Genomic DNA, 25,441 nt, shown 5'->3' on the forward strand with positions numbered 1-25,441 from the left:
TGTTTCCCCATCGTCCGCTGTCAACCTTTGCTTTATGGAACCACGCGCCCTGCCCGATACCCAGCTGCTGTACATTTTCGACCCGCTTTGCGGCTGGTGCTACGGCATGAGCCCGGTGATGAAACGCCTGGCCGAGGAATATGCTGACCGCCTGCCCGTAACGGTGCTCAGCGGCGGCATGATGACCGGCGACGATGCCGGGCCCATGAGCCGGATGTGGCCCTACATCAGTCAGGCTCTGGCGCAGGTCGAGCAGGTGACGGGCGTGCAGTTCGGGGCGGACTTCCGGGAGCTGGGTGCGGCCGGCAGCTACCGCAACGACTCGGAGCCGCCGAGCCGGGCCCTGCAGGTGTTCAAGCAGCTCGACCCGCTGGGCCGCGAAATGGCTTTTGCCCACGCCGTGCAACAGGCTCATTTCGGCCAGGGGCAGGATCTGAACGACTTTGCCACCTACCAGGCCCTGCTGCCGGCCTTTGGCCTCGAGGCCGCGGAATTTCGCCGGTGGTGGGACAGCGACGCCGCCCGGCAGGCTACCCGGCACGAGTTCGATGTGGTGCGGCGCATGGGCGTGCAGGGCTTTCCCACGCTGATTTTCGCCCACGGCCAGCAGGGCCACGTGCTGGCCCGCGGCTACCAGCCCTACGAGCAGCTGCAAGCCGGGCTGGAGCAACTGCTGGCCGACGTAGCCAACGAAGCGAAGTAAGCTTCATCGGCCAACCTGAAGCGCGGTACTGCGGGCGTATAGCCGCCTCCATAATCCGCCTGAGCCAGTCCTAGCCGCCTAAGCTGCCGTAGCGCACCACTTGCTTTTTCAGCGGCGACCAGGCAATGCGGCGGCCGTCTTCCTTGCCCACCAGGTAGCGGAAGCTCCAGGCGTCGGGGCGGCGGCGTAAATCGTCCCAGGTAGCGCGGTCGGTGAGGCCGGGCTGGTAATTTTCCTGGGGGCCGATGGCCGGGCGCCGGAAATTCTTTTCGGCAAAAAACTCGTCCATGCGGCGGCGCAGGTAGGCTTCGCGTTCGGCCTTGGTGGCGCCGGGCCGGGTCATTTCATAGACCAGGGCGGCTTCCAGATCGGCCGAGCTGAGCGTTTCGCGGAAAATCACCGTGCCGTCGGCGGCCGTGATGCTGAAGGTGGCCTCGCTGCTGAGCAGGGAGTCGCCGCGCAGCACTAGCTGGAACAGGTCGGGGGCCGAAGGGGACGAAAACAGGTGCCGGGCGCGCACGGCCTTCAGCGTGTCGGACTGCGCGTGGGCCACCGATGCCGTGGCCGTGTCCAGCGGCTCGGGAGCAGCCACATCGGTCGAATCGGTGGTGGTAACCGGCGCGCTGGTCGAACGGTCGTTGGGCGCCGAGCAGGCGGCCAGCAGCCCGCTCAGCAGCAGAAGATGGGTGCGGCGTGTCATGCGCAGTGGTACGACGACTGCCGTTCCGGCGTTGGGTTGCCAGGTGGGGCGGCTGGATCTAAAACCAGAGCCGCAGGGCCAGCATCAGCATAAAGGCGGCGCTCAGGCACAGCGACGATACCTGGTTCATGCGCATGGTGCGGCGAAAATCGGCGGCGGCGGCGTTGCGCCACACCTGCCAGACCCAGCGGCCGAACAAGGTGACCACGGGCAGGGTAGCCAGGGCAAATACCGCCAGAAACAGCAATTCGCCCCGCCACCAGTACACCGCGCCCAGCACCGCCGCGCCCAGCAGCAGCCCCGCGCCGGCAAACACAAACGTGCCGCGGATGCCCAGCAGCAAGCTCAGCGTCCGGTCGCCGCGGCGGGCGTCTTCCTGGTGCTGGTACACCTGCGTGAGGGGGTAGGAGCCGCTCAGAAACAAACTGCTGACCAGGGCCAGCGCCAGGTTGGGCGGCGCCAGAATGGCGGCGGAGTCAGCGCCCACGCCCACCTGCGTCATCAGAAACGTAAAGGCGCCCTGAAACACCACCACCACCAGGGTGCTGAGGATGGGGTACTTCTTGAGGCGGATCCGGTCGTAGCTGTAGGCCTTCGATACCAGCAGGTACAGCGTCAGCAGCAGGGCAAACGGCAGCGACACCAGCAGGGCACCCAGCACGGCCAGCACATCAAACAGGACCACCAGCTGCCACAGTTCGGGCGTTACCCGCGGCGGCCGCTCCAGCCCGCCGATGCTGCCTTCGTCGCGGTCGAACCAGGAGTTGTAGCCGTTGGAGGCCGGGTAAGCCAGCAGGTGCAGCACCAGGAACACCGCCGCGGCCCGGCCGGGGGAAAACGGCGGCGGCAGCGCGCTGAGGGCAAACCAATACACCGGCATCAGGTACACCGAAAACGGAATACGCAGCAGCGGCAGCGCCTTTAGGTAAGGGGTAACGATCAATGAGCAATGAACAATGAAGAGTGAACGAGGTGACCGGCGCGGCAAAATCGGTTAGCTACAACAACCTGGTGGCTTCAGGCAGGGCAAGAAACCGATTCTGCCCCGCTTTATCATTCTCCGGCTACGCCCTCCCATGGCTCCTTGTCGATTGCTCATTGGCTTTTCGGCCAGCCCACCAGGTAGGTAACCTGCGGCCCCCAGGCGTGGCGCACCTTGCCGGCCTGCCAGGCATAGTGGCCCGCGGGGTCGGCGCGCCGGGCCATAGCCAGCAGGGCTTCGGGCGAATACAGGCGTAGAATGCTCACGGCCCCGTCCCACATGGTGCACAGCGGAATCAGCGGCACGAGGTAGGTGAAAAACAGTCGGCTGAACCGGAACGGGCGGATGAGCGGGGTGATGAGCAGCTGAATCACGGGCATCAGGGTGAGGGCCAGCAACAATTCCAGCCAGTGCTTGCCCGCACCCTCGAACACGCCGATGCCCCGGCCGGCCTGCACCGCGTCGCGCAGCAGCGCCTCACCCAGGGCCGGCCGAAAATGGTGAAAGGCCGAAAACACCGCCCGAAAGCCCGGCAAATCGGCTGGCACCTGCAGGGCATTTACCGGGGCGGGCACAAAACCGATGGCGCCGGCCGTAGCCGTTTGCTGGTATTGCCAGGCCGTGGGCTGCGGGTACAGGTCGGTGAGAGTAATGCGGGCGTCAGTCAGGCCTACGGCGCGCAGAGCCCGGAGCACGTCCTCGGCCCCGCCGCCGGCGCCGGCGCACAGCTCCAGTACCTGACTTTGGCCGCTGCGGCGCAGGCCTTCGGCCATCAGCGGGGCAATGGGCCGGTAGGTATGCAGCCGGGTAATCATGAAGCGCAGGTAGTCCATCATGCCCGCCCGGATAACTCCGGGAAACCAGGGTTGGTCTTCAAACTCAAACAAATGCAGGCGTAGCTTCATGCCAGACAATGGGTAAACCCCGAGCGGCGGATTGCCGGGAAGAAGATCTGTGGCCAGCCGGAATCAGAAACAGGCTGGGGTAGTTGGAAATAAAGTACGCGCAAAAGTTGGCGGAGTGCTCGCTTTACCTCAGCTTTGCAGCTCAAAGCGCTCTGAAAGTATGAAGCCCGCCGTCGACCCGCTCGCCCAACTCACCGAGATTCGCGCCATCATGGAGCGCTCTTCGCGCTTTATCTCGCTCAGCGGCCTCTCGGGCATTGGGGCAGGGGTAGCTGCCCTGGCCGGAGCGGCTTTCGGGCACTGGTACCTGCGCAGCGAGTACGGCGAAGCCGGGTTTGTGCGGCTGCTCGAAGGCTCGTCCGAGATGCGCCTGAGCGCCCTGCCGTTTCTGCTGGGGCTGGCCGTGGGCACCGTGTTGCTGGCCGTAGTGGCGGCGTTCTGGTTTACGCGCCGCCGGGCCCGGCAGGAGGGGCGCTCGTTGTGGGACGGGGCAGCCCGGCGCCTGTTCTGGAGCATGGCCATTCCGCTGGTGGTGGGCGGTTTGTTCTGCCTGCAGCTGTACCTGCACGGCACGGCCGGCCTGGTGGTACCCGCCATGCTGCTGTTCTACGGCCTGGCCCTGCTCAACGCCAGCAAGTACACCGTCGACGAAATTAAGCTGCTGGCCCTGACGCTGCTGGCTCTGGGGTTGGTGGCCAGTTTCCTTCCCAACTACGCATTCCTGTTCTTTGCGCTCGGGTTCGGGTTGGGCCACATCGGCTACGGTTTGCTGATGTACAACCGCTACGAACGCGCCCCTCGCTCGTGAAGCATGCCATCCACCAGCTCAACAAGGCCTTTGACCACCGCGTGCGGCTGGGCGTCATGGCCGTGCTCATGGCGGGCGAGGCGGTGAGTTTCAACGACCTGAAGGAAACCCTGGACCTGACCGATGGCAACCTGGCCAGCCACGTGGCGGCGCTGGAAAAAGCGGGTTACGTGCAGGTAACCAAGCAGTTTGTGGGCAAGAAGCCCAACACTACCTACCACGCCACGGCCGAGGGCCGGCAGGCGTTTCAGGACCACCTGAGCACCCTCGAAAAGCTGCTCCGCCAGGACGGCTGATTTTTTTTGCCCATAAACTTTGTAATTCAAAGCACTTTCAAATCATGGCTACATCTTCGGTATTTCCGCTGCGCTGGGCCGGGCCCGCCGCCACCCGCCCGCCACTGGTGCTGACTGCCGCGCAGAAACTGCTGCTGCCCCTGGGTGTGCTGCTGTTCGACCTGCTGTTCTGGCGACAGGGCGTGGGGCTGAACCTGGCCATGTACACCCTGCTGGCGGGGGCGGCGCTGCTGACCACGCGGCCCCGGGCGGCGTGGCGCTCGGGCTACTTTCGGCTGCTGCTGGCGGGCACGGGGCTGAGCTGCGCGGCCGTGCTGCTCTACGGCTCGGCCGTGGCCGGGCTGGCCTGCGTGGCCTCGCTGGCCATGCTGCTGGGCTACGCCAATCAGCCCCACCTGAAGCAGCTGGCGCTGGCCCTGCTCACCAGCCTGCACAGCGCGCTGATGGTAGCCACGGGGCTGCCGCAGCTGCTGGCCCACCGGCCCAAGTGGCTGGACCGCACCGAGCGGGTAGTGTGGTACGTGCGCCTGCTGGTGGTGCCCGCGCTGGTGCTGCTGGTGTTTCACGTGCTGTTCTCGCTGGCCAACCCCGTGTACGCCGACCTCACGCAGCGGGCCCTGGCGGCGGCAGCCAACTGGGTAGGGGAGTGGCTGGCGGCGCTGCTGCCGGTAGATCTGGTAGCCCACGGCCTGTTTCTGCTGCTGGGACTGGTGCTCACGGCGGGCGCCCTGCTACGGGTGCCGGTACCCGGGCTGGCGCAGTGGGAGGCGCGCTTTGCCGAGTTCATCCGCCGCCGGCGCGACGGGGTGGCTTCGTTTGGCGTGCGCAACCCCGACTTCCGGGCCGGGCGGTTTCGGGTGGCCGATCTGCGCAAGGAGTACCTGGCGGCGCTGGCCGTGTTCGGGCTGGTAAACCTGCTGCTGCTGGCCGTCAACGTCATCGATATCCAGTGGCTCTGGTTTGGCTTCGTGCCCGCGCCGGACTTCGACCTGGCGCAGTTCGTGCACGAGGGTACCTACGTGCTCATCTTCAGCATTCTGCTGGCCATGGGCATCGTGCTGTGGTTTTTCCGGCGCAACCTCAACTTCTACCAGCCGGGGCTGCCCGCGCTGCGCTGGGGCGCCACGGTGTGGGTACTGCAGAACGCGGTGCTGGCTGCCTCGGTGGGGCTGCGCAACTACTACTACATCTCGCACATGGGCCTGGCCTACAAGCGGGTGGGCGTGTGCTTTTTCCTGCTGCTGACCTTGTTCGGGCTGGGCACCATCCTGCTCAAGATCTGGCAGCGGCGCTCCACCTTCAGCTTGCTGCGCCTCAACAGCCTGGCGGCCTACGCGGTGCTGCTGCTGCTGGCCCTGGGCAACTGGGAAATCTGGATTGCCGGCTACAACCTGAGCAGCCGGCAGGAGCGCCCGCGCAAAGACCCGCGCCACCTCGACCTGGGCTTTCTGCTGAACATGCCCGGCCGGGTGCTGCCCACACTGGTGCGGCAGCGCGCCGCCCTCAACGACTACCCGCACCTGGCCGTGCGTGCGCCCTACCAGCCGCAGGCCACGCGCCTCACGCCCGCCGCCGCGCAGCGCGCCCTCGATGCCCGGGTGGCCGACTGGCTAACCCACTACCAAACCCAGGCCAGCTGGCACGACTGGACCTACGCCGACTGGGCCGCCTACCGGGCGCTGACTGCGCCGCCGCGCCGCTGACTCCCGCCTTTCCCACCCCTCACGCCAAGCCCCACTGCCATGACTTTTGCCGACTGGACGGCCTACTTCCGCCGCAACCGCACCCACCTCGACGCCTTGAGCTGGGACGAAGCCTACCGCCTGTCCGACCACGAGCGGCGGGCCGTGGTTCGCTCGCTGCAGCATTTTCAGCGGGGCGAAAGCTCCGAGGGCCAGCACCTGTACCGGCGCGCCCAGGCCAGCGGCCACTCCGGCTACCTGGAGGCGGTGCGCCTGTTTATTGCCGAAGAGCAAAACCACGCCCGCGTGCTGGGCCGCTTTCTGCAACAGCAAGGCCTGGCCTGCCTGCGCAGCACCTGGATCGACCGGGCGTTTCGGCGCCTGCGCCAGTGGGGCGGGCTCGAGCACACGGTGCGGGTGCTGCTCACGGCCGAAATCATTGCGGCGGTGTACTACCAGGCGCTGTTTCGGGCCACGTATTCCAGCCTGCTCCAGCAAATCTGCCTGCGCATCCTGCGCGACGAGCACATGCACCTCAACTTCCAGTGCTTCACGCTGGCCAAGGAGCGGGCCCGCAGCAGCGGCCCGGGCTGGTGGCTGCGCCAGCAGCTGCACCGGGGCCTGCTGGTGGGCACCGCCGCCCTGGTGTGGCTGAGCTACAACCGCACGCTCTGGGCCGGCGGCATGGGCCCCATCGGCTTCGCGGCCGAGGTAGCCGCGCAGTGGGACCGGGTGTGCGCCATGCTGCGCCACCCCCACACCATCGACATTCGCGGCGCGCAGCCGGCCGGCTCGCCGACCATCGGCCACCCGGCCGCGGCCTCGCCCACGAACCTGACGGCGGCCGCTTCCTGAAAGGCGCCCGGTGCTATCCGCGGCTGGTCGGCTCCGGCCGCGAAAGCAACCACCATTGCCGAAGCCCCGGACCCGGCCGCTGACGGCTACTTAACTCTTCCCGAACCGCCGGCCATAGCAACTCAACCCCCAGTTCTGTCAACCCAGGCAGCACCACTGCTCAGCTAAGCCGAGCGGATAGCGGCTGAAGCGACGTCGATACGAGCTGAAGGAGCAGCTATACCGACCGAAGAACGAAAAAATCCTATAGATGGAGCTTCGGGTCCTATAGATGGCTCTTCGGTCGTTATGGTTGAAGCTTCGGTTGCTAGGGATACCTCTTCGGTTACTATCGACGGAGCTTTGGTTGCTAGGGATGGAGCTTCGGTCGTTATAGATGGCTCTTCGGTTGCTATCGATGGCGCTTTGGTTGCTGATTTCGGAGCTTGGGGCGCTGGAAACGGTTGCTGCGGGCCCGGGGGCCTAGCGCTGAACGCTGCCCGAGTTGCAGCGCGGCGGCTGGGCGGGGCCGGGTGCCTGGCCGCCGGCGGCACGGCCGCGGGGGCCGGGGCCCGCGGCGGCAAGTAGCTGAGCCGGCGCCGGGTGGGCGGCGGTGCGCGCGGCCCGGCGGCATCCGGTATATTTGTAGTATCGCCGGAGTTGGGCCTTTGCCCCGCGTCCGGCCTTAGTCCGTGCCAATGCCCTCAGCCGATACCCCGCCCAAGTCCTCGTCGAGCCCGAAACCCAGCCGCCCCCGGCGCAGCTGGCCCAACCGCCTCTCGCGCGTGCTGTGGGCCGGTTTTGCGGCGGCGGCGGGCTTTTTTCTGCTGCTGCCCATTCTGGTGTCCACCAACTTTTTGTTCCTGTTCGGCAAGTCGCCGGGGCTGGAAGAGCTGGAAAACCCGCGGGTGGAGCAGCCCTCGGAGCTGTACACCGCCGACGGGGTGCTGATTGGGCGCTACTACCGCGAAAACCGGGTGCCGGTGCCGCTCAGCGGCATGTCGCCCATGCTCATCAAGGCCCTGGTAGCTACCGAAGACGTGCGCTACTACGAGCATGCGGGCATCGACCCCGAGGCCATGGTGGGCGCCGTGTACGCGGCCCTGCGCGGCGACAAGCGCGGCGGCTCCACCATCACCCAGCAGCTGGCCAAAAACCTCTACAAAACCCGCCGCGGCGAAACCCGCGGCCTGCTGGGCCACGTGCCGGTGGTGAGCACCCTCATTGCCAAGATGAAGGAGTGGCTCACGGCCGTGGAGCTGGAGCGCCGCTACACCAAGGAGGAAATCCTGCGCATGTACCTGAACACGGTGGACTACGGCTCCAACGCGTTCGGCATCAAAGTGGCCGCCAAGACCTTCTTCAGCACCTCGCCCGACAGCCTCACGACCGAGCAGGCCGCCACCCTCATCGGGGCCCTGAACGCGCCCACCACCTACAACCCGCGCTTCCGGCCCGAGGCCTCGCGCAAGCGCCGCAACCTGGTGCTGGAGCGCATGGGCCAGGCCGGCTTTCTCACCGAAGCCGAGGTAGCCGCCCTGCAAGCCAAGCCCCTGGAAGTGAAGTACCAGGTGGAAAAGCACGTGGACGGCCCCGAAACCTACTTCCGCGGCGCCGTCAGCTCGTTTGTGAACCGCTGGTGCGAAAAGAACGGCTACGACATGTACCGCGACGGGCTGCGCATCTACACCACCATCGACTCGCGGGTGCAGGAGCACGCCGAGGCAGCCGTGCAGAAGCGCATGAAGCAGCTCCAGCAGCAGTTCGACCGGTTCTGGCGCAACCGCGACTCCAACCCCTGGGTGGACGAGGATGGCAAGGAAATTCCCGGCTTCATCGAAACCCAGATGAAGCGCACCGACCAGTACAAGCGCCTGGCTGCGCGCTACCAAGGGCAGCCGGCCCGGCTGGATTCGGCCCTGAACGCCAAGCGCCCCATGAAGGTGTTTACCTGGAAGGGCGACGGCGACACCACCCTGCTGCTTTCCCCGCTCGACTCGCTGGCTTACTACAAGCACTTCCTGCACGCGGGCATGATGAGCATGGACCCCTACACCGGCCACATCAAAGCCTGGGTGGGGGGGCTGAACTACCGCTTTTTTCAGTACGACCACGTGAAGCAGGGCCGCCGCCAGGCCGGCTCCACTTTCAAGCCCTTCGTGTACCTGACGGCCATTGACAAGGGCTACGCGCCCTGCGACCGGATTCGGGACGAGCGGGTGACCATCAACTACGTGGAAAACGGCAAGCCCATGCAGTGGCAGCCCGACAACGTGACGCGCGAGTACACGGGCATGAACATGACCCTGCGCCACGCCATGGCCCGCTCGGTAAATTCCGTGACGGCCCAGCTCACCGAGCGCGTGGGCTGGGGCGAAGTGGCCAAGTATGCCAACCGCGTGGGCATTCGCAGCCCCTTGCTGTCGGTGCCCAGCATCGGCCTGGGCTCGGGCGGCGACGTGAGCGTGTATGAGATGGTGAATGCCTACAGCACCTTCGCCAACGGCGGCTTCCGCACCGAGCCGCTCATCGTCACGCGCATCGAAGACCGCAACGGCAACGTGATCAAGCAGTTTGACCCGGTGCAGAAACGGGTGATTCCGGCCGAAACCGCCTGGCTGATGCTGTACATGCTGCGCGGCGGCATGGACGAGCCCGGCGGCACTTCGCAGGCCCTGTGGGAGTACGAGCTGTGGCGCAACAACAACCAGATCGGCGGCAAAACCGGCACCACCTCCAACTACTCCGACGGCTGGTACATGGGCGTGACCAAGGATTTGGTGACCGGCGTGTGGGTGGGCGGCGAAGACCGCTCCATTCACTTTTTCCGCAGCCAGCAGGGCGAAGGCGGGCGCATGGCCCTGCCCGTGTTCGGCATGTACATGGAAAAGCTCTACCAGGACCGCAACCTCGACATCACGCCCGGACCCTTCCCCAAATACCCCGGCAAAATCAGCAAGAAGTACATCTGCTACACCGAGGACTACACCCGGCCCCGCCGCGAAGCCGTGCAGATCGACTCCATTGCCGTGGACAACCTGCTCGAGCGCATCAACAGCGGCGAAGTAGCCGTGCCCGACAGCCTGCAGGCCCCGTAACGCCGCCGGCCGCCGGGCACGGTGAATACATTGGCCGGAAAAGCTACGAGGGGTTGTTCGTGGTAGAGGGCTCCTCGCCGCCGCAGTCTTTGCATTCCTGCAGCGTCTGAAACGGCACGATGCCGCCGCAGCCGCCCCAGATAAACTCCTTGCAGCGCTTGTCCACGGGGTCGTAGTAGTAGCGCGGCATGGCGGCATTGCACACCCCGGGGTCGGGCTTGAGCAGGCAGCGCTTGGGCAGCTCGGGTTGGGGGCACTGGTCCGATTCTTCTTGGCAGGCGGGCAGCAGGGTGCTGGCCGCGAGCAGTAGCAGGGCGTAGCAAGTTGGTTTCATGTACCGGGGAGGCCCGCGCCTGGCGGAAAAGTTGCATGCGGGAAGGTCTCCTTCGTGGCCTGACTGGTAGCTGCCTGAGCCGGCCCCAAACGCCAACGGCTCCCGCAAGCAGGAGCCGTTGATGGTGGTTATTGAAATCCGGCGTTGGCTATTCGGCCTCGCGCTGGTAAAACGACTCCAGGGCGGCGCGCAGTTCGGGGTACTCGAAGCGGAAGCCCTGCTCCAGCACTTTCTGGGCACTCACGCGCTGCGAGGCCAGCACAATCTCGCTCATCTCGCCCATCACCAGCTTCAGGCCGAATTCGGGCACCTTGGGCAGCACCAACGGGCGGTGCAGCACCTCGGCCAGCAGGGTGGTAAATTCCTTGTTGGTGACCGGGTTGGGTGTCACGGCGTTGTAGGTGCCCTGCCACTCGGTTTCCTCCATCATCTGAATCAGCAGCCGGCACAAATCGTCGATGTGAATCCACGACATGTACTGCCGGCCCGAGCCCAGGGCTGCGCCGGCCATCAGCTTGATGGGGCGCGCCAGCTGCGGCAGGGCGCCGCCCTCGTTGCTGAGCACGATGCCGATGCGCGTGACCACGGTGCGCACGCCCAGCTCCTGCACCTGCTGGGCGGCCTGCTCCCACTGGGTAGCTACCTGGGCCAGGAAGTCGTCGGCCGGGGCGGGCGGGTTAGTTTCCACCAGCATGCGGTCGTCGGCGTCGCCGTAAATGCCAATGGCCGAAGCCGAGATGAACGCCTTTACGTGGTGGGGGCGGGTGCGCAACTCGCGGGCCAGCAGGTTGGTGGCGGCCACGCGGCTGGTCATGATTTCGCGCTTGCGCTCCTCGCTCCACTTCTCGTCCGACACGCTGGCGCCGGCCAGGTTCACGATGTAGTCGGGGTAGTTAAGCGCAGCTTCGTCGATTTGCCCGGTGGTCGGGTCCCAGCGAAACGAGCAGTAGTGCCCGTGCGAGGTTTGCCGGCTCAGGTGCGCTACCTCGTAGCCCGCGTCAATCAGCATTTCCGACAGGCGCATCCCAATCAGGCCGCGTCCGCCCGAAATCAACACTTTACGCAACGACTGTTTCATAGGTAAGGACCGCGCTTGGCTTGAGCGTCAGCGCGAAAGGGCCGCAAAGCTACTCGGTGGCTGGCGAAATTCGTGCAGGTGCAAAACATAATATCCGGGCCCCGGCCGGCGCGGGCCCGCATGCCGGGGCTTACTTGCCGATCAGGCGCAGAAACTCGCGGCGCAGGTGCTCGTCCTGGCCAAATACGCCGCCGTAATCGGCCGTGATGGTGGCGCTGCTCGTATCGTTCACGCCGCGGCTCATCACGCACAGGTGGTCGGCTTCGATGAGCACGGCTACGTTGTCGGTGTGCAGGGCCTGCTTGAGCTCCTCGGCAATCTGGCGGGTGAGGCGCTCCTGCACCTGCGGGCGGCGGGCATAGTACTGCACCACGCGGTTGAGCTTGGAGAGGCCCACCACGTGTTCCCCGGGCAGGTAAGCCACGTGCGCCTTGCCCACGATGGGCACGAAGTGATGCTCGCAGCAGGAAAACACGGTGATGTCGCGCTCGACCAGCATCTGGTGGTAGTCGTAGCGGTTCTCAAACAAACGCACGTCGGGGCGGTGGGCCGGATCGAGGCCGCGGAACCACTCGTGCACGAACATCTTGGCCACGCGCCGGGGCGTGCCTTTCAGGCTGTCGTCGGTGAGGTCGAGGCCCAGCAAATCCATGATGTGGCGGAAGTGCTGCTCGATGCCGTTGATTTTGTCTTCCTCGCTCAGGGCGAAGGCGTCGGAGCGCAGGGGCGTGCGCAGGCTCGGGGTCAGGTGGGCGTCGGCAGCCGAAGGGGCCGCCGCGGGGTCGGGCTGGTTAGCCATGGTATTCTGCTACGTTGCGGTCCGTCTCGTGGAGCGTGACCGATAGAGCCAACTCGGGAGCCAGGTGCGGGCGCAGCCGGTTCCAGCACACCACGGCAATGTTCTCGGCCGTGGGGTTGAGCTGGCGGAAATCCTCGGTGTCGAGGTTGAGGTTTCGGTGGTCAAAGGTATCCAGAATCTCGCGCTTGATGAGGGCGCTCAAATCCTTCAGGTCGTACACGTAGCCCGTGTCGGGGTGGGGCTGCCCGGTGAGGCGCACCGTGAGTACGTAGTTATGGCCGTGGTAGTGCGGGTTGCTGCAGGGGCCAAACACGGCAACGTTCTGCTGGTCAGTCCACTCGGGGTGGTAGAGCCGGTGCGCGGCGTTGAAGTGCTCGGTGCGGCCAATGGTTACCTTCATACGCGCCCTAACTTACCGCTTAGCGCTTTTGTTTCAGCAAATTCCGCATTGGGAAATCCGGGGAATGAATTTGCCAAAAACCGGCTCTTTAATGGTACTTATTTATATTTTAACATGAAATATCTAATAAAAGCACAATCCTCGCAAAAAAATCAGGTATATCGACTGGTGCATTGCAACGGCGTGGTTAAATTTGATGAAAACCTCCCCAAACAAGTCGGAAAGCTTTTCACGCTCACACACTTACTTACACACCTCATTTTGCATCGTATGAAATCAGGCGTACTCCTCTCGTTGCTTTTGTTCGTCCTGACGACCGCCGGCTTTGCCCAACGCTCGCCCGTTGACGAGACCGAAATGGCCATCAAAGGCATTCCCCGCAAGGGTCAGCGCGTCACCATTCAGCTCGACAGCAAGCGCGTCGAAGACTCGTGGGTGAAATACATCAACGAAAAAATCGGCAAGGTTAAAGTCGACAAAGGCGTGTACAGCATGGACGGTGTGCTGGTTGACGCCATTTCCAAAACCCCGATCCGCATCATTACCAAAGTAGACGCCGTTCCCACCGGCACCACGGTATGGTGGTCGATTGACCTGGGCAACGCCTACCTGAGCAAGGATGCCACGCCCCAGCAGTGGAAGTCGGCCGAAAACTACCTGAAGGACTTTGCCCGCAGCCTGTACCGCGAAGACATTGCCCTGCAGGTACAGGAAGCCGAGCGTGCCCTGGTGAACTCGCAGAACAACCACATGGCCGTTATCGGCAAGCAGGACGCCATCAAAAAGGACATCGAGAAAAACAAGCTGAAGAAAACCGAGATTCAGCAGATGCTGGCCGAAAACGCCGCCGAACTGGTGAAGCTCAACAACCTGGTAGACGCCAACCTGAAAGAGCAGGAAGCCGCCCGCGCCGACATTGTGAACATGCGCGTGCAGCTGGAGTCGGTAAAGGAGCGCATGAACAAAATTGAGTAGTGCCGCCACGCGACCTGCTCGCGTTGGTTCTACCCGAAAAGGCCCCGCCGGTTTGCCGGCGGGGCCTTTTCTTTGGTCAGCAGGGCTGAAATCAGCGCGGGTAGCGGAGGTGCTAAGGCTGCGGCAGCCGGACTTTACGGATGTGCTCGGCGGCAGCCTGCTCGTTGCGCCAGCCCATCACGCGCACGCGGCCCGGCCCGGCGTGGTGCTGATACCACAGGCGCAGCAACTCGCGCACGGCCGGGTACTGGCGGTTCAGCTCGTCCCAGGAGCCCACGGGCAGCACCTGCTGGCTGGGGCGGGCCGGCACCGTCACTACCACCGATTCCAGCTCACCCGCGTTGTCGAGCAGCAACAGGGCCAGCGGCACCACTTCGAGTACCGTGCCGGCGGGCTGGCTTTCGGCCAGCACCAGCGCAGACTGGGGGCGGAAGCTGGTTGACGCGCTTCCGGGCCGGCGGGTAGCAGGAATAAAGCCTGCGTTGACGGGGTAGGGCAGGAACTGCACCAAGCGGTCGGTGCCGGCGTGCTGCTCGGGTACGAAAGCGCGCTCAGGGAGCGAGTACCGCTGCGGGTGGTTGCTGCCGGCCGGCGTTTCCACCACCACCTGCAGTAAATGGCGCTCCTCGGAGTAAGTGGGCAGCTCATCGTAGCGCGGGGTGCCGCAACCGGCCAGCAGCAGCGTGGCGCACCCAACCCCGGTCAGGTGCGCCACTACGGAACAAGGCAGACGAAAACGCATCGGCTATTGAAAGGTCTGGTCGAGCAGGCGCAGCGGGTTGAGTTGTTGCAGGTTGAACACGAAGCGGATGCGCTGGGTGAAGTCCTTCCCGCTGCCGGGCAAGCCGTTGTCGTACTGCGAGCCGGCCAGCGGCAGGTACAGGCGCAGGGCCCCGTCGAGAGTCGATAAGGCCAGGCCCGCGTCGTAGAACAGGCGCTGGCTGCGGTCGGGGCGCAGCAGCTGGCGCGCGTCGGTGGCGCCGAAGTCGGCAAAGACGATGAGCGGAGTTTTGGGCAGGTCGGCTTCGAGGTTGAGCGTGGCTAGCCAGCGCTGACTAACCACCGGCAGATAAGCCTTGAAGGCTCCGTCGCGGTCGTCGGTCTGGTGGCGCTGGGCCGTCCAGGTGTGGGAAATCTGCTGCCGGTCGAGGAAGGTAGCCTGGCGGCGGTAGTCGGGGCTGCCCGAGAGGCCCAGCACGAAGGGCGAACCGGCAAACTGGTGCAGGAAGCGCCCGCCGAACAGCCGCACGCGCACGCTGCGCTTGGGCGCGTAGTGCTGCTCGTAGGTAGCGGCGGCGCGCAGCAACTGAGTGGCCTGCGAATTCAGGCCCAGCGAGTCGGGCACCAGCACGTTCAGCTCGAGGTCGGCCCCGAAGCGGCGCACGGCGTCGCCCCCGCTCAGCACGTAGCGCAGCGTGGGCACGAAGTAGCCCTGGTCGAGCTTGCTGCCATCGAAGGCGCGGCGGCTGGGCTGGCTGATGCTGGTGTAGGCCAGCTGCACCTGCTGGCGCAGTCGGGCCGCCGTGGCCGGCTGAAAGTCCAGGGTCAGGCTGGGCTCAATCTTGGTGTAGCGCTCGAAGCGCGTGGCCAGCAGCGCGGTCGTCACGCGCTGCAGCACGCGATTGTTCGAAATCGACGTCAGCTTAAGCTGGCCCAGGCCCTTCAGGTCGTTGCGGTTGAAGCTGTACATGGGCATGAGCAGGTAGCTCAGCTTTTTGGGAACCAGCGGGTTGTTGTAGAACGCGGCGCCCAGCATCAGCTTGTCGTGGGTGTTGGCGCCCAGCACCGGCAGCCAGTACAGGCTGGCCTGGTCCCAGCGTTCCAGCCCCGCCAAGGGGCGCAGCTTCAGCGGCTCGAGGCCCTTGAAGGCGCCGGTGAGGCGGTACCGGTCGTCGCGGCGGTTGAGCTGGGGCGTAAGGTAGTGGGGGTCGACCACCACGGCGGCCACCTCGGGCGTGCGGCGGAAGTTGAGCTGGGTGACGTCGGTGTCGAGCAGTTCCGAGGCGTTGGCTTCAGCTTCGGGCCCGCCGAAGGCCGGCGTCCAAAGCAGCTCCAGCACCTTGCCCTGGGCACCGACGGTAGCCACGGGTACCGCAAACGGCGCGTTCGACTCGTTGCGCACCAGCACCTTCACTTGGTCAGGGGTTTGCAGCACGTCGGCTACGGTGGCGTTGTAGCGGTTGGTGGTGGTGAGCATGGGCCCGAAAAACCAGTCCAGCTTCTGGCCCGCGGCTTCCTCGAAGGCCGCCTGCATATCGGCCGGCGCCGGGTGGCGGAACTTCCACCGCTCGAAGTACAGGCGCATGCCCGCGTCGAACTTTTCCTGACCCAGGTAGCCGGCCAGGTAGCGCAGCAACCCGGCGGTTTTCTGGTACACGATGGCGCCGTAGTTGTAGCTGGGGTAGCGCGTAGCCGCCGTGTTGCCCACGGGCTGGTCGAGGCCCCGACTGGCGGCCACCTGCCAGGCGGCGTGCTCCAGGGCGTCGGCCGGAACGCCGTCGAGGCCCAGCTTTTTCAGCGGCATGGCATCCAGGGCGCCCAAAAAGCTTTTGTTGGGCTCGTCAACGCGTTGGACGCGGGTTTCCACGTAGCTGTTCAGACCCTCATCCAGCCAGGGCTGCTCCCGCTCGTTGGACGCCAGCATGCCGTAAAACCAGTTGTGGCCCACTTCGTGGATGATGGCCATGGGTTCGGTCACCGTCACCATGGGGTATTCCATGCCCGCGCCCGCGCTCAGGGCCGCATCCACGGCCGTGGCAGCCGGGTACGGGTAGGGACCCACCCACTGCGAGTAGCCCAGCAAGGCCTTTTTGATGTCGTCGCGGCGGCTAAGCCAGTCGCCAGCGTTGCGGTTGGTAAACAGCAGCCAGGTTGTAACGGGCTGCGCCGCGCCGGGAATGGTAACCGTGTCCTTGAGCACGTTGAAGCGCTTGTCGGCAAACCAGGCGAAGTCGTGCACCTGGCTTTGGGTGAAGCGCAGCGTTTTGGTGTTGGCCGATGAGGGCGGAAAGCTCAGGTCGGTGCCGAAGTCCTCGGCCTTGGTTTTGCGGGCCGTAGCGGTGGCCAGCTGGTCGAGGCGCTGCTGCTCGTCGGGGTTCTGCAGCTGGCCGGTGGCGCCCACCACGTAATTTTCGGGCAGGGTGATGCGCACGTCAAACGAGCCAAACTCGGAATAGAACTCGCCCTGGTCGAGGTAGGGCATGGGGTGCCAGCCGCGGCGGTCGTACACGGCCGGCTTGGGGTACCACTGGCTGATCTGGTAGCTCTGGTCGACGTGGCCCAGGCGCGAAAACGAGGCCGGCAGCTTTACGCGAAACGGCGTGCTGAGGGAGGCGCGCTGCCCGGGTGCCAGCGGCGTGGGCAGCAGCAGGCGGGCCATATCGGGGTTCTGCGGGTCATACTCGAGGCGGGCCGGCTGGCCGTTTACCTTGAAGTCGAGCTGGTCGATGAAGCCGCGGTCCTGGGCGGGGGCAAACTCAAAGCGGCGCTTGCCCTGCTGGCGCTGCTGGCGGGCAAAAGCGGTGCCGTTGTCGCGGTAGGCATTGGGCCAGAGGTGCAGCCAGATGAAGGGCAGCGCGTCGGGCGAGTTGTTGATGTACTCGATTTCTTCGCGGCCCGTGAGCACATGCTGCCGGTCGTCGAGGGCCACGTCGATGGAGTAGTTGACTTCCTGCTGAAAGTAGGGCGCGGCGGGCGTCTGGGCCAGCGCGGCGAGGGGCAGGGCGGCCAGGAGCAGGCCGACCAGAAACTTGGCCATAGGGGAGCGGGTAAGGAAAGGCACGGCGAAAGTACGGCTTCGGGGCCGATGCCGTTGAGCAGGCTGCTGCAAGTACCGTTGCGCGCCAGGGCACAAAAAAGCCGGGCTTCCCGCTTGGGGAAGCCCGGCTTGAGGCGGGTAGCTCTGCAGCTTAAGCGCGCTTTTCTTTGATGCGAGCCGCTTTGCCCGACAGGCCGCGCAGGTAGAACAGACGGGCGCGACGTACTTTGCCGCGGCGCACCAGCTCGATTTTGTCGATGTTGGGCGAGATGATCGGGAAAATACGCTCGGTACCGATCTGGTTCGATACTTTCCGCACCGTGAAGGTTTCGCCGTTGGTGTTGGCGTTGCGGCGCTGGATAACCACGCCCTGGAACTGCTGAATGCGCTCCTTGTTGCCCTCGCGGATTTTCACGTGGACGTTGATGGTGTCGCCGGCGGCGAATTCAGGAAAGCTAGCGCGGCGCTCTTTGGATTCCTGGTTGATGAGGTCGATTAGTTGGCTCATGACGGCAAAAAATTCAGAGGGACGGCGCCGCCGCCCACATGGGTTCGGTAAGGAGGCGCAAATATACGAGATTGAGGCGTAGCTACAACACTAGGCCTTAAGGATTTTTGCGAGGCTTGCGGCGGCTCCGCCCGGGGCGGGGGGCCTCGAAGGCTTCAGCGGGCAAATCAGCCAGCAAATCAGGGCGGCGCTGGCGGGTGCGCTCCAGCGCCTGCTCCTGCCGCCAGTCCTCCACGCGGGGAGTGTCGCCCGAGAGCAGCACGGCCGGTACTGCGCGGCCCCGCCACTCGGCCGGGCGCGTGTACACCGGCGGGGCCAGCAGGTTGTCCTGAAACGAGTCGCTCAATGCCGACTCCTCGTTGCCCAGCACGCCCGGCAGCAGGCGCACCACGGCATCGGCTACCACGGCCGCGCCCAGCTCGCCGCCGCTGAGCACGAAGTCGCCGATGCTGATTTCCTCGGTTACGTACTCCTCGCGGATGCGCTCATCCACGCCCTTGTAGTGTCCGCAGAGCAGAATCACGTTTTGCAGCAGCGAAAGGCGGTTGGCCGTGCGCTGGTTGAACGTGGGCCCGTCGGGCGTGAGGTAGATGATGGCGTCGTAGGGGCGCTGGGCCAGAAGGCCGTCGAGGCAGGCGGCAATGGGCTCGGGGCGCAGCACCATGCCGGCCCCGCCGCCAAACACGTAGTCGTCGATCTGTCCGTGCTTGTTGATGGCAAACTGGCGCAGGTCGTGCAGGTGTATTTCGGCCAGGCCCTTGTCCTGGGCGCGCTGCACGATGGAGTAACCCAGCGGGCTGCGCAACAGCTCGGGCTGGCAGGTAACGATGTCGAAGCGCATGAGAAAGGGTGCTAGCGGCGGGCGGCCAGGGGCCAGCCAGCCGGGTTAGGCTTCGTCGGGCTCGTCCCGCTCGCGCGAGGGCGGCGTCAGGTACACTTCCAGCAAGCCTTCGGGCAGGGTTACGTGCAGCTCGCGGGCGTCTTCATCGGCGTGCTGAATCAGCGCGTCGACCACCGGAATCAGTACTTCCTGGCCCTGGTAGCGCATGGCCAGCAAATCCTGCTCGGGCATCTCGTAGAAGGCTTCCACGGTACCCAGCCGGCCCAGGTTGGCGTCGACAACGGCGAAGCCCACCACGTCGTGGAAGTAAAACTGGTCGTCTTCCAGCTCGGGCAGCGCTTCCAGGGGGCGGAACAGCTTGAGGCCGCGCAGCAGCTCGGCGTCTTCAATGCGGTCGACGCCCTGGAGCTTGAGCAGCACCCGGGTGCCGTTCTGGGGGCTGAGGCGCTCCACGCCGAAGCGGTAGAGCTTGCCCGAGCCCACGGGCCGCTCCAGGTAGACTTCCTGCACGCCGAGGTAATCGGCGGGGTTGTCTACGTCGAGCTCGGCCACTACCTGGCCGCGCAGGCCGTGGGTTTTCACCACGTAGCCCAGCTCGTAGCTTTCGTCAAGGTTCATGGAAAGGCTTAAGGAGGGAAACAAGATGCGCCGGGCGGGTAAAAAGAGTAGGAGTCTGAGAGCCTCCACCAGGGAAAACTCTCAAACTCCTAACCTCATTAACTCTTAAACCGGCGCTTAGGCGTTTTCTTCGGCGGTTTCGGCCGGAGCTTCGGTGTTCTCGGCAGCCTCTTCGGCGGCCGGAGCCGGGTTCAGGGCAGCCTGAGCGGCGGCTTGCTTAGCGCGCAGGGCCTCGGCGCGGGCTTCGCGTACCTTGGTTTCGGCGGCCAGCTGCTGCTTGCGCACTTCGTCCTTGGCGGCACCTACGTTGGTGCGCTTGTCCTCAATCTTGGCGTTCTTCTCGTCGATCCACTGCTGGTAGCGCTGGTCGGCGGCGTCCTGCGTGATGGCGCCTTTGATTACGCCCAGCTGCAGGTGCTTGCGCATCAGCACGCCGCGGTACGACAACATGGCGCGTACCGTATCGGTGGGCTGGGCACCCTTCATGATCCAATCGAAAGCCTTGTCGGCGTCGAAGTTGATGCTGGCGGGGTTGGTCAGGGGGTTGTACGTACCGATCTTCTCGATGAAGCGGCCGTCACGCGGAGCGCGCGAGTCAGCAACAACGATGTCGTACATAGCGGCCTTTTTGCGGCCGCGGCGGGCGAGGCGGATTTTAACTGCCATAAACCGTAGTGGTTAGGTGACGCATCCCGTGCGTCGGGTGAAAAAAGATTTGGGACGGCAAAGGTAGGCAAAAGCCCCGGCTTTGCGAAGGCCCCAGCTACTATAAAAGCAAAAGGCCCCGCAGCTTGGTGGCGGGGCCTTCGGTACCAACAAAACGGCCGGCTAGGCGGCCATGCGCTCGGGCTCCTGGGCCGACTTCTGTTTCTTGAGCCGGATGATGCCGACTTTATCCAAGGTCCAGATGACGGGGTAGGTGGGGTCCAGCTCCCACCACTTCACCCCAAAGTTCACCCGCATAGGCAGCTTGTGGTGGTTGTTCTGAAACAGCTCGCCGCCGGTCAGAAAGTCGAAAAACAGCGAGTTGCGCGACTTGTCGTGGTTGTCGAAGTTCTGGTAGCCGTACTTGTGGCCGCTCCAGTTCACAATGGCGCCGTGAATGGGGCCCATCAGGAAGTGAATGGGCAGCAGCAGGAACATCCACCACTGGGTAGCGAAGGCCACGTAAAAAAGCACGTAGGCCGCGCCCCAGGCCACCCGCGAGGCCCAATGGTCGCCGATGCGCTCCACGAAGCGCCAGGTGGGGTAGTCGCCCTCGAAGCGCTTGGCCAGCTCGTACTCGTTGTTGAGCACCGAGTTGTAGATGTTCTTGGTCTTCCACATCATCGTGAAGGCGTTCGACGAGTAGTGGGGCGAGTGGGGGTCTTTCTCGGTGTCGGAGAAGGCGTGGTGCATGCGGTGCAGTAGCGCGTAGGCCCGCGGCGAGAGGTACGAAGAGCCCTGCGCCACGTAGGTCAGCCCGAAGAAGAATCGCTCCCAGAAGCGGCTCATGGTGTACATCTTGTGCGCGGCGTAGCGGTGCAGGTAAAACGTCTGCACGAACAGCGACAAATACCAGTGCCCGACGAAGAACAGCAGGATCGGCATGGGTGAAACAAGAAAAGATGGAAAAGCCGGTTGACGCGCCTAACAACACGCCCGCGGACGTTTGGTTCATTGCGCCCCGCAAACCTACGGCCGCCCCGCCCACTTAAAAAGCTGACTTTCATCAGCCCCGCGGGCTTCGGCCTGATTCCCAGTTGCTCAGGCCGCTGGCCGCCACCCGCAACGACCGGCCAAGTGGTTCCTGGCTCGGCCTACGACAGCGTCAGCTCGCGCACTACGTCCCACACCGGCGCGTCGGGTAGTGGGGCCTCGATGGTCATTTCCTGGTTGGTAACCGGGTGCTTGAACTGCAGGCGCCGGGCGTGCAGGGCAATGCTGATGTCGGGCAGCGGAGCCATGGCGCCGTATTTCACGTCGCCGGCAATGGGCGTGCCCAGGCCGGTGGCCAGCTGCACCCGAATCTGGTGCGGGCGGCCGGTGATGGGGTTGATTTCGAGCAGGTAGCGGTGGCCGGCCTGGGCCAGGGTTTTGTAGTGCAGCTCGGCGCGCTGGCCCTGGGCGTGCTTCTGCGGATAGGCCTTGGTTACGTTGCGCATGGGGTCCTTCAGCAGCCAGTGCACCAGGGTCCCCTCGCTGGGCTCGGGCGCCTTGCCCACCAGCGCCCAGTAGGTTTTGTGCATGTGGTTGTCGCGGAACATCTCGTTCAGGCGGCTCAGGGCCTTGCTGGTTTTGGCCAGCACCACGATGCCCGTTACGGGGCGGTCGATGCGGTGGCACACGCCCACGAAGGCGTTGCCGGGCTTTTTGTACTTGAGCCGCAGGTATTCGGCGGCTTTCGAGGAAAGGGGCTCGTCGCCGGTGTCGTCGGCCTGCACCAGGGTGCCGGCGGTTTTGTTGACGATGAGCAGGTGGTTGTCTTCGAACAGAATTTCTTTCTGCTCCGACCAGATGGCAGGTCTGTTCACTGAGGGTAGGAAGCTTAAAGCCCGGCGCCGGAAGCGGCGTCTGTCGTCCGCCAGGGCGGGCGGAGAGGGGAGAGCCGGCTCCCGGGCACGAGGCCCGGAATGAAGCGGCCGCGCAGGCCGCCGGGGTACGTAGGTTAAGTGGCCGAATCGTCGGCCGGCGCGGGTGGGGCGTACCAGTCGATGCGCCGCGAGAGCAGCATCACGGTGGCCAGTACCCCCAGCAACCCGAGGCTGCCAATCAGCAGGGCGTAATCCTGCAGCTGCAGCACCACAAACACGAAGCCGTAAACCAGCACCAGCACCCCGGCCGTGACCAGGGTGAGCTGCCGCCGGCGGAAAATGCTGGCGGCATAGGCAGTAACCAGCCCGATGATGGCGGCTCCGGCCAGCAAATATGCCACATTAAACGCCATATGTTCGGAGAAGGCCAGCAGCAGGGTATAAAAAATAATCAGGGCCAGGCCCACCAGAATGTACTGGAAGGGGTGAATGCGCCGCCGGTTGAGCACTTCCACGAAGAAAAAGATGAGGAAGGTGAGTGTGATGGGCAGCAGGGCGTACTTGGCGGCGCGCATGTTTTTCTGGTACTCGTCCACCGGCACAATCAGGCGGGTGCCGAAGGTGGAGCCGTCGATCTGGGGGCGGTAGTCGGCGGTGCGCCAGCGCTGGGGGTAGCTGCGGTTCAGGTGCAGCACCTGCCAGTCGGCCGTGAAGCCCTGGGCCGATACGGTGCGGGCGCGGGGCAGAAAGGCGCCCGCGAAGCTGGGGTCGGGCCAGGGGGCGGAGAGGTGCACGCGGGTTTCGCGGCCCAGCGGGGCAAAAAACAGGGCCGAGCTGCCGTTAAGATCGAGCGCGAAGGAAAAGCGGTGGCGGGCCTGCAGGGCGGCTGCATCGGGCAGGGGCACGCGGGCGCTCATGGCCTCGGTGGCCGCGCCGCCGGCCGGCGTTACGTCGATGCTCACCGCGGCCGAGGCATAGCGCTCCAGCTGCCGGGTTTCGTCGGCCAGGGTGCCGAACTGCGGCGCCGAGGCGGCGGGCAGGGCGTCGGGCGAGGCCACGCCCGGCTCGAAGGGGTAGGCCGCGCCGTTCCAGCGCAAACTCAGCCCTGTGCGAATACCCTTCATGTCGCTCAGCCCCACGGCCACGAAGGCCTCGTTCCAGCGGATGTCGGCGGCGGGCAGATTCCAGTCGGCCAGCGAGGCGGTGTTGAACGAGCCGCTCACCTGCAGCTGCGAGCGATACACCACCACGTCGTAGATGCCGCGGCGGCGCTTTTCGGGGGCGAGCGTGCCGGTTACGGCGAGCGTGTCGGGCAGGAAACAGGCGTAGGCGGTGGTTTCGAGCAGGCGGTTCTTGTCGTCGCGCTCGAGGCGGCGGTAGGGCAGCACCAGTACCGGCCCGGTGAGCTGCTGCGGCCCACCCCATTTGGCGCTGACCTCGGCGGTGGCCTGGTCGCGGGTCTGGGCGCGCTCGGCAATGAGGTTTTCCACCATCGAGGCCGGAATCAGCAACAGCAGCATCAGAATGGCCAGGCTGAGCAGCTTGATGGTGACGGACTGGCGCAGCCAGGCGTTCAGGCGCTCGAAGAAGGAGGGAGGAGTGGGGTGCATGCTAAAGGGAACTGCCTACTGAATCCTGAAATTGCCGCCTCCGGCAAAATGCTCAGCTATTTCGCTGGTGCGAAACAAGTAAGCTTTTCCCGTGTAGCGCTGCAACGGTTCGGGCCATTGGCTCAGCGTGTCGTTATCCTCGATAAGGTCAGCCAGCGTATCGAAATCGGTCTGGCCAATGAATTCGAAGAACTGCGCTGTCTCAATAACCAGCATTAATCCACTGTCCGAACAGAATTCGTGCAGGTCGTCGGGGGTAGCCGTGGCGCTATGCACAATCCTGGCGAGTTCAAATACGCGGTGGTCGGCCTGGAATAAGGCATATGGATCATCGCAATAAGGAAAGACTTTGGCTCTGGCGGCCAACAGGTTTTCACTGCGCCACTCGTCACGGGGTAAGCTGCAGAAGTCGTCGGTGTTTAGCGCGTCGATGAATACGTAGGTCGTGCCCGGAACGAGCAGCATGCTTTTGTCCATTGGTTAATCGGTACCAAGCCGGCAAAGCGCCCTGAGCGCAGCCGCAGCCTCTTATACATTGAAGCCCGATAGAATCAGGCGTCAGCAGTAAATAGGCTGCGCTCAGCCTGACCGTTTCCGGATGCTAAATACGCGCAGGCCTTAGTACGCCTCGTCGGCGGTGGGGAAGTCGCGGCTTTTCACGTCGGCAATGTAGCGCTGCACCGCGTCGTGCATCAGGTCACCCAGCTCGGCGTAGCGACGCAGGAAGCGGGGCTTGAATTCCTTGGTAATGCCCAGCATGTCGTGCACCACCAGCACCTGCCCGTCCACGTCGGGGCCGGCGCCGATGCCGATAACCGGGATGGTAAGCTGCTCGGCCACCTGCTTGGCCAGGGTGGAGGGAATTTTTTCCAGCACCAGCGAGAAGCAGCCGATTTCCTCCAGCAGCTTGGCGTCCTCGATCAGTTTCTGGGCCTCGGTTTCTTCCTTGGCGCGCACGGTGTAGGTGCCAAACTTGTAGATGCTCTGCGGGGTGAGGCCCAGGTGGCCCATCACTGGAATGCCGGCCGTGAGAATGCGGATGATGCTTTCCTTGATTTCGGCGCCGCCCTCGAGCTTGATGCCGTGCGCGCCCGACTCCTTCATGATGCGGATGGCCGAGCGCAGGGCCTCCGACGAGTTGCCCTGGTACGAGCCGAAAGGCAGGTCGACCACCACGAAGGCGCGCTTGACGGCCCGCACCACCGAGGCGGCGTGGTAGATCATCTGGTCGAGGGTGATGGGCAGCGTGGTTTCGTGGCCGGCCATCACGTTGGAGGCCGAGTCGCCCACCAGCAACACGTCCACGCCGGCGCCGTCCAGAATCTGGGCCATCGAGTAGTCGTAGGCCGTGAGCATGGAGATTTTCTCGCCGCGCTGCTTCATGGTTTGCAGCTGGTGGGTGGTCACGCGCTTGATTTCCTTGTGCTGCGACATGGTCTTGGGGGGCTTTGTTGGGGGCTTTGTTGGGGGCTTAGGGTCTGGGGGCTTGGCGCGCAAACAACCTTGCCGCCCCCGCAAAACTGCCGATTATTCTTCGGACCGCGGGCTGCCCGAAGCAGGGCGCCCGGTTCGCGGCCAGACCTGAGGCTCTTACAATACCACAAAAGCCCGGTGCGACTACTCGCGCCGGGTGCACGCAGTTATAAATGCGGCTCCCGCCCCGGCGGCAGAGGCTTCCGCAGTTGAAAGTGTCGCCCCCGCCCAGGCGGCAGGGGGCCTCATCAGGTGGAAATATTGCCCCCGCCCAGGCCGCAAGGGGTTCACCAGTCCGAAAAGTGCCCGCCGTCAACTCGTGAGGGCCTTACGCAACTGCGGGAGTGGCCCATGCCAACTCACGAGGGGCTTCCGGGAGTGCGGAAGTGCCCCGCGCCAACTCACGAGGGGCTTCCGCAGTTGCAAAAACGGTCCGCGTCAACTCACGAGAGGCTTCAGTAATTCCGGAAGCGCCTCGCGTCAACTCGCGACGGCCTTTCGGAAGTGCGGAAATGCCCCGCGAGACG

25 protein-coding genes are annotated in these 25,441 nt (G+C 64.7%); 7 read left to right on the plus strand and 18 right to left on the minus strand.

What is annotated here, in order from left to right:
• Positions 1–34: 34 nt before the first annotated feature.
• Positions 35–703 carry a DsbA family protein gene (locus tag ACE191_RS18520; RefSeq protein ID WP_400193727.1) on the plus strand — a complete coding sequence of 223 codons (669 nt, stop codon included), beginning with the start codon at positions 35–37 and terminating at the stop codon, positions 701–703.
• A gap of 70 nt (positions 704–773) precedes the next feature.
• Here the strand turns inward: ACE191_RS18520 and ACE191_RS18525 are convergent, their stop codons facing one another.
• The 3 genes from ACE191_RS18525 to ACE191_RS18535 form a co-directional block, all read right to left on the minus strand.
• Positions 774–1,403: a hypothetical protein gene (locus ACE191_RS18525; protein WP_400193728.1), complete on the minus strand. Its 630-nt coding sequence runs from the start codon at positions 1,401–1,403 to the stop codon at positions 774–776.
• Positions 1,404–1,461: 58 nt separating this feature from the next.
• Positions 1,462–2,346 (minus strand): UbiA family prenyltransferase, encoded by an 885-nt coding sequence (locus ACE191_RS18530; protein WP_400193729.1) that lies wholly within the window; start codon positions 2,344–2,346, stop codon positions 1,462–1,464.
• A 152-nt stretch (positions 2,347–2,498) separates the two neighbouring features.
• Positions 2,499–3,290, minus strand: a complete 792-nt coding sequence (locus tag ACE191_RS18535; RefSeq protein WP_400193730.1) for a class I SAM-dependent methyltransferase — start codon at positions 3,288–3,290, stop codon at positions 2,499–2,501.
• Between the two features lie 160 nt (positions 3,291–3,450).
• On the opposite strand from ACE191_RS18535, the gene ACE191_RS18540 reads away from it, so the two are divergent.
• The 5 genes from ACE191_RS18540 (at position 3,451) to ACE191_RS18560 (ending at position 10,008) form a co-directional block, all read left to right on the plus strand.
• Entirely contained in the window at positions 3,451–4,098 is a 648-nt protein-coding gene (locus tag ACE191_RS18540; RefSeq protein WP_400193731.1) for a hypothetical protein, read from the plus strand.
• A complete protein-coding gene (locus ACE191_RS18545) occupies positions 4,095–4,394 on the plus strand; it encodes a winged helix-turn-helix domain-containing protein (protein WP_400193732.1) in 300 nt (99 codons plus the stop codon). The genes ACE191_RS18540 and ACE191_RS18545 overlap by 4 nt, the downstream gene beginning before the upstream one ends.
• 44 nt (positions 4,395–4,438) lie before the next feature.
• Positions 4,439–6,097, plus strand: coding sequence for a DUF4173 domain-containing protein (locus ACE191_RS18550; RefSeq protein WP_400193733.1), 1,659 nt, complete (start codon positions 4,439–4,441; stop codon positions 6,095–6,097).
• 39 nt (positions 6,098–6,136) lie between these two features.
• Positions 6,137–6,931 (plus strand): hypothetical protein, encoded by a 795-nt coding sequence (locus ACE191_RS18555; protein ID WP_400193734.1) that lies wholly within the window; start codon positions 6,137–6,139, stop codon positions 6,929–6,931.
• Positions 6,932–7,608: 677 nt separating this feature from the next.
• Complete coding sequence (locus tag ACE191_RS18560; RefSeq protein WP_400193735.1) at positions 7,609–10,008, plus strand: transglycosylase domain-containing protein; 2,400 nt, start codon at positions 7,609–7,611, stop codon at positions 10,006–10,008.
• A 43-nt stretch (positions 10,009–10,051) separates the two neighbouring features.
• Here the strand turns inward: ACE191_RS18560 and ACE191_RS18565 are convergent, their stop codons facing one another.
• The 4 genes from ACE191_RS18565 to ACE191_RS18580 form a co-directional block, all read right to left on the minus strand.
• Positions 10,052–10,342, minus strand: coding sequence for a BPTI/Kunitz domain-containing protein (locus tag ACE191_RS18565; protein ID WP_400193736.1), 291 nt, complete (start codon positions 10,340–10,342; stop codon positions 10,052–10,054).
• A 148-nt stretch (positions 10,343–10,490) separates the two neighbouring features.
• Positions 10,491–11,420 carry a TIGR01777 family oxidoreductase gene (locus ACE191_RS18570; protein WP_400193737.1) on the minus strand — a complete coding sequence of 310 codons (930 nt, stop codon included), beginning with the start codon at positions 11,418–11,420 and terminating at the stop codon, positions 10,491–10,493.
• Positions 11,421–11,550: 130 nt separating this feature from the next.
• Positions 11,551–12,219 (minus strand): GTP cyclohydrolase I FolE, encoded by a 669-nt coding sequence (gene folE / locus ACE191_RS18575; protein WP_400193738.1) that lies wholly within the window; start codon positions 12,217–12,219, stop codon positions 11,551–11,553.
• Positions 12,212–12,619: a 6-pyruvoyl trahydropterin synthase family protein gene (locus ACE191_RS18580; RefSeq protein WP_400193739.1), complete on the minus strand. Its 408-nt coding sequence runs from the start codon at positions 12,617–12,619 to the stop codon at positions 12,212–12,214. The genes folE and ACE191_RS18580 overlap by 8 nt, the downstream gene beginning before the upstream one ends.
• Before the next feature lie 270 nt (positions 12,620–12,889).
• On the opposite strand from ACE191_RS18580, the gene ACE191_RS18585 reads away from it, so the two are divergent.
• The gene (locus tag ACE191_RS18585) at positions 12,890–13,594 is read left to right on the plus strand and encodes a hypothetical protein (RefSeq protein ID WP_400193740.1); all 705 of its coding nucleotides are present in this window, start codon (positions 12,890–12,892) and stop codon (positions 13,592–13,594) included.
• Positions 13,595–13,706: 112 nt separating this feature from the next.
• Here ACE191_RS18585 and ACE191_RS18590 read toward each other — a convergent pair whose 3' ends face one another.
• The 11 genes from ACE191_RS18590 to panB form a co-directional block, all read right to left on the minus strand.
• Positions 13,707–14,336: an inorganic diphosphatase gene (locus ACE191_RS18590; protein WP_400193741.1), complete on the minus strand. Its 630-nt coding sequence runs from the start codon at positions 14,334–14,336 to the stop codon at positions 13,707–13,709.
• Between the two features lie 3 nt (positions 14,337–14,339).
• Positions 14,340–17,351 carry a M1 family metallopeptidase gene (locus tag ACE191_RS18595; RefSeq protein ID WP_400193742.1) on the minus strand — a complete coding sequence of 1,004 codons (3,012 nt, stop codon included), beginning with the start codon at positions 17,349–17,351 and terminating at the stop codon, positions 14,340–14,342.
• A 151-nt stretch (positions 17,352–17,502) separates the two neighbouring features.
• Positions 17,503–17,859 (minus strand): 50S ribosomal protein L19, encoded by a 357-nt coding sequence (gene rplS, locus ACE191_RS18600; protein ID WP_400193743.1) that lies wholly within the window; start codon positions 17,857–17,859, stop codon positions 17,503–17,505.
• A gap of 97 nt (positions 17,860–17,956) precedes the next feature.
• Positions 17,957–18,700, minus strand: a complete 744-nt coding sequence (gene trmD, locus ACE191_RS18605; RefSeq protein WP_400193744.1) for a tRNA (guanosine(37)-N1)-methyltransferase TrmD — start codon at positions 18,698–18,700, stop codon at positions 17,957–17,959.
• 45 nt (positions 18,701–18,745) lie between these two features.
• Positions 18,746–19,318 (minus strand): ribosome maturation factor RimM, encoded by a 573-nt coding sequence (rimM, locus tag ACE191_RS18610; protein ID WP_400193745.1) that lies wholly within the window; start codon positions 19,316–19,318, stop codon positions 18,746–18,748.
• Between the two features lie 117 nt (positions 19,319–19,435).
• Entirely contained in the window at positions 19,436–19,984 is a 549-nt protein-coding gene (locus ACE191_RS18615) for a 30S ribosomal protein S16 (protein WP_400193746.1), read from the minus strand.
• A gap of 162 nt (positions 19,985–20,146) precedes the next feature.
• Positions 20,147–20,908, minus strand: a complete 762-nt coding sequence (locus ACE191_RS18620; RefSeq protein WP_400193747.1) for an acyl-CoA desaturase — start codon at positions 20,906–20,908, stop codon at positions 20,147–20,149.
• A 209-nt stretch (positions 20,909–21,117) separates the two neighbouring features.
• Positions 21,118–21,831, minus strand: coding sequence for an RluA family pseudouridine synthase (locus tag ACE191_RS18625; RefSeq protein WP_400193748.1), 714 nt, complete (start codon positions 21,829–21,831; stop codon positions 21,118–21,120).
• A 134-nt stretch (positions 21,832–21,965) separates the two neighbouring features.
• On the minus strand, positions 21,966–23,441 hold the full coding sequence (gene creD / locus ACE191_RS18630) for a cell envelope integrity protein CreD (protein ID WP_400193749.1): 1,476 nt from the start codon (positions 23,439–23,441) through the stop codon (positions 21,966–21,968).
• A gap of 15 nt (positions 23,442–23,456) precedes the next feature.
• Entirely contained in the window at positions 23,457–23,906 is a 450-nt protein-coding gene (locus ACE191_RS18635; protein WP_400193750.1) for a hypothetical protein, read from the minus strand.
• A gap of 153 nt (positions 23,907–24,059) precedes the next feature.
• Positions 24,060–24,875 carry a 3-methyl-2-oxobutanoate hydroxymethyltransferase gene (gene panB / locus ACE191_RS18640; protein ID WP_400193751.1) on the minus strand — a complete coding sequence of 272 codons (816 nt, stop codon included), beginning with the start codon at positions 24,873–24,875 and terminating at the stop codon, positions 24,060–24,062.
• Positions 24,876–25,441 lie beyond the last annotated feature (566 nt).

This window comes from Hymenobacter sp. B81 (assembly GCF_044628455.1).
Lineage (GTDB): Bacteria > Bacteroidota > Bacteroidia > Cytophagales > Hymenobacteraceae > Solirubrum.